Annotated in this window: 4 protein-coding genes and 2 pseudogenes; 5 read left to right on the plus strand and 1 reads right to left on the minus strand. The window is 70.7% G+C overall.

What is annotated here, in order from left to right:
• The 5 genes and pseudogenes from VN520_RS06200 to VN520_RS06220 all read left to right on the plus strand — a co-directional run.
• A pseudogene (locus VN520_RS06200) lies at positions 1-356 on the plus strand (hypothetical protein); the annotation flags it as partial.
• Positions 357-657: 301 nt separating this feature from the next.
• A complete protein-coding gene (locus VN520_RS06205; protein WP_325745828.1) occupies positions 658-1,221 on the plus strand; it encodes a hypothetical protein in 564 nt (187 codons plus the stop codon).
• A 39-nt stretch (positions 1,222-1,260) separates the two neighbouring features.
• The gene (locus VN520_RS06210) at positions 1,261-1,944 is read left to right on the plus strand and encodes a nitroreductase family protein (protein ID WP_325745829.1); all 684 of its coding nucleotides are present in this window, start codon (positions 1,261-1,263) and stop codon (positions 1,942-1,944) included.
• 51 nt (positions 1,945-1,995) lie between these two features.
• Positions 1,996-2,604 carry a 6-phospho-3-hexuloisomerase gene (gene hxlB, locus VN520_RS06215; RefSeq protein ID WP_325745830.1) on the plus strand — a complete coding sequence of 203 codons (609 nt, stop codon included), beginning with the start codon at positions 1,996-1,998 and terminating at the stop codon, positions 2,602-2,604.
• 16 nt (positions 2,605-2,620) lie between these two features.
• Positions 2,621-3,400 carry a triose-phosphate isomerase family protein gene (locus VN520_RS06220; protein ID WP_325745831.1) on the plus strand — a complete coding sequence of 260 codons (780 nt, stop codon included), beginning with the start codon at positions 2,621-2,623 and terminating at the stop codon, positions 3,398-3,400.
• A 177-nt stretch (positions 3,401-3,577) separates the two neighbouring features.
• On the opposite strand, the pseudogene VN520_RS06225 reads toward VN520_RS06220, so the two are convergent.
• Positions 3,578-3,684 (minus strand): annotated as a pseudogene (locus tag VN520_RS06225) (ectoine hydroxylase); the annotation flags it as partial.

Consider the following 3,684-nt stretch of genomic DNA (forward strand, 5'->3'; position numbering starts at 1 on the left):
AATGGCAGCACCCCGACGAACCACCGCTGCGCCTGGAGCGCGTCGTCACCGACATGCCACCGGTGTGCCCGGCCTGCGCACTCCTGTCACTGAAGTACTGCCCCTTCCTGCGCGAGGAGGAGGCGGAACCCGTCCTGCTGCTGGCCCGTAAGTCCGTGGTGAGCGGCGTCTCCGGCACCCTCTACCGGGTACAGGGCGACCGCGAAGGATGGACCGCCTCAGAAGAAGACGTGTACTCCAGCTACACCCAGCCCCGCCACCCCGGACTCCTCGCACAACGCCTCTACCGGAAACTACGCGGCGTGAGCGTCCTGGACCCCGACAGCCTCACCGACCGCCAGGACCACCCCTCATGACACAAGCCGCCCACCGCTGCAACGCCCAAGCCCCCGCCCCCTGGGCCGGCACCGTCCGCGCGAACCCACCGAAAGATCGGTCGGGAGTTCACGAACCTGCTCAACGGCTGAGGCTCATGCGACGCCCTCGCTCGGCCCGGGGCGCTGCTCACCGGCACCACGTTCCTGTGGGGTGACCCGGTTGGGCGGGGGCGCGTGTTGTCCGGGCCAGTGTGCGTTCTGCCCCGATCGGGCTATGGTGCTCGATTTTTGAGGAGGGGAGCCTCTCAGGTACCGCTTTCACGGCCCGAGGAGGCTTTCCATGAAGCGTCGTTCTCTGTTCGCAGGAGTGCTCCTGACCCTGTCGCTCCTGGGTTTCCCGGCTGCTCCCGTCTCCGCGTCGCCGGCACAGGGGACCGCCCGGGCGACGGCCGGCAGCGCGCAGGCGCTGCTGGACTGCCCCGGCTACGAGACCAGCACCTACCAACCCGGTCTCACGCTCGTGCCGCGGCAGGTGGCCCTGTCCGCCTCCGGCGCCATAGGCCCCTGCGTGGGGCTGCCCCTCGGACATACGACCGGCACGGTCACCTTCACCGGCAACGGTCTGCTGTCCTGCGTGTGGGAGGAAGCCCAGGGCGGCGGTCGGATCGACTGGACGAATCCCGGGAACAGCTCCAGCAGCTTCACCTTCACCACCGCGATCAGCCTGCGCCCCGGCGGCCTCTCGGTCATCGTGCTGTCCGGTCCGATCGGATCAGGCGATTTCCAGGGCTCGACGATCGTCGTCGAGTTCATCCTGGCCCCCGGCCCCGCCCAGGTACTGGACTGCCTCACCCCGGAGGGACTGACCACGGTGTCCGGCCCGCTCAACCTCCAGATCCTCTGACCCACCCGGAGCGAAGCCCGCAAGGAGAGGACACCGGCCATGGACGACCCCGGGCACACGCGCAACGAGTTGCCGGCACACACGCTCCTCACCACGACCCGCTCGGTGCGGCGCCGTCTCGACTGGCACCGTGAGGTGGATCCCGCGGCGGTGGAACGGGCGCTGTCGGTGGCATTGCAGGCACCGAACGGATCCAACGACCAGTTGTGGCACTGGATCGTGGTGACCGACCCGCAGCGCCGGGCGGCCCTGGCCGACTGCTACCGGCGTGCCGCCCGCCCCTACCTGCACCACATGGAGCAGCAGGTGCAGGACGACCCGGCGCGCCGGCGCCTGTGGGAGGTCTCGTGCCACCTCGCCCGCCACCTGCACCGGGCGCCCGTGCTCGTCGTCCCCTGCCTGCGGGCCGACCCGGAGGACTTCGTACAGCGCTTCACCGCGATGGGCTTCGACGAGCCGGTGGAGCATGTCGCGCACTCGGTGTACTACGGATCTGTCTGGCCCTCGATGTGGAGTCTGATGCTGGCTCTGCACCTGGAGGACCTCGCGTGCGCCGTGACCGCACTGCACCTGGGCCGTGAGAGCGAGGCCGCCGGGATCCTGGCCCTCCCCGAAGGGGTCCGCCAGGCAGGTCTGCTGGCCGTCGCACACTACCGGGGGGAAGGATTCCGCCCTGCTCCCCGGCGCCCCCTCCACGACGTTCTGCACCACGACACGTGGTGAGCACCACAACTGCCCGTGCCCCTGCCCCCGTTCTGCGAACAGGTGTCGATCATGGTGGATCAGTCCAACGAACCCGCACGTCCCGCCGAGGTCCCCATAGGGGTGGACGGCGTCTTCGCCAGCGCCCGCCGTGTGGTTCTCCGCGAGGTGGAGGCGCTGCTGTCCCGCACGGACGAAGAGGAGGCCCAGGCACTGATCGACGCCGTCCGTGCGGCCGGGCGCGTCTTCACCCTGGGCGCGGGACGCTCGAAAATGGCGGTCGACGCCTTCGCCATGCGCTTGATGCACCTGGGCATGACCGCCCATGTCGCCGCCGACGCCACGACTCCGGCCATAGGCGCGGGCGATCTGCTGATCGCCTGCAGCGGATCCGGGGAGACCCCCACCGTCGTGGAGCTCGCACGCACCGCCGCCCGCGCCGGGGCGCGGGTGGCCGCGGTGACCGGCAACCCGGACAGCAGGCTCGCCCAGGACGCCGGCCTGGTGGTCCGGCTGCGCGAGTACGACCAGGACTACCGGCCGTCCGCCTCCAGCCAGTTCGTCGGCACCCTCTTCGAACAGGGAGCCTTCCTCTTCTTCGACTGCCTGGTCCTCGTCCTCGAAGGCAGCCGGCACGCCGATGCGGATGCCATGTTCGCCCGTCACGCCAACCTCGAATGACCCCGCGAGGAGAGGTATGAAGACGCCTGACACACCGTTGAGCTGCACCAGCACCAAGATGAACCTCGGTCTCACCGGCACCTTGCGCTGGCTCGAGGACGTGATCCTGCCGCATGCGCCCGCCCTGGCCCGGCTGTCCTTCTTCGCCTGCCTTCCCCACCCCCTGCTGACCCTCGCCCAGGCCCGCCTCGGCGACTGCGGCATCACGGTCGGGGCACAGAACTGCTGGTTCGAGGGCGGGGCCGTGACCGGTGAGGTCAGCGCGGAACTGCTCGCCGAGATCGGCTGCCGGCGCGTCATGCTGGGTCATGCCGAGCGCCGGCGCCTCTTCGGGGAGGACGACGGCCTCATCGCCCGCAAGGTCACCGCCGCCTCCGACGCCGGCCTCGTCCCCCTGCTCTGCGTCGGTGAGGACACCCGGCTCAGCGCCCAGGACGCCGCCCGGCACGTCGTACAGCAGGCCGCGGTCCTCACCCGGCTCCGGGCCGGCCGGCCGTCGCTCGTCCTGTACGAACCCGGCTGGGCCATCGGCGGCGACCACGGCGCCTCCCCGGGCCACGCAGCGCACGTACTGCACGCCTTGCACACTGCCCTCGGCACCACCCACACCCGCTACCTGTACGGCGGAGCCGTCAAAGCCGGCACCTACACCGCCCTGCGGCAGACCGCCCCCTGGGACGGAGTCGCCATCGGCCGCGCCGCACAGGACCCGGTCATGCTCCGCGAGGTGATCGCGGAACTCCTCGCACCCGGCCCGGGGGAGCAGCGGCCCGTGGGGCCCGCGGAACACACGTAGGCCGGATCCCGCGCCACCGGCGTTGGCACGTGAGACGGCGCTGCCACCGGTGCCGGGAGCAGGACCGGCACCGCGTGGAGGGTTCCCGCGCCCCGTTTCGGCGGCCGGGAGGGACGTGCTCACGCGGAAGGGGCGGGACGCGCGATGCGTCCCGCCCCGTCTGACTGCCGTGTGGTGTTATCCCACGGGGGTGAAGTCGCGGGCGCCGATGAATTCGGGTCGGCGGACGGGGGCTGCGAAGGGTTCTTGTGCGGTGTTGTCGACGCTGTTGAAGACGATGAAGA

The organism is Streptomyces sp. (assembly GCF_035563135.1).
Taxonomy (GTDB): Bacteria; Actinomycetota; Actinomycetes; order Streptomycetales; family Streptomycetaceae; genus Streptomyces.

What these genes read in the sequence shown, in the direction of transcription:
- VN520_RS06205 (WP_325745828.1), top strand. Translation starts at nt 658, where the DNA reads ATGAAGCGTCGTTCTCTGTTCGCAGGAGTGCTCCTGACCCTGTCGCTC.
- VN520_RS06210 (WP_325745829.1), top strand. Translation starts at nt 1,261, where the DNA reads ATGGACGACCCCGGGCACACGCGCAACGAGTTGCCGGCACACACGCTC.
- hxlB (WP_325745830.1), top strand. Translation starts at nt 1,996, where the DNA reads ATGGTGGATCAGTCCAACGAACCCGCACGTCCCGCCGAGGTCCCCATA.
- VN520_RS06220 (WP_325745831.1), top strand. Translation starts at nt 2,621, where the DNA reads ATGAAGACGCCTGACACACCGTTGAGCTGCACCAGCACCAAGATGAAC.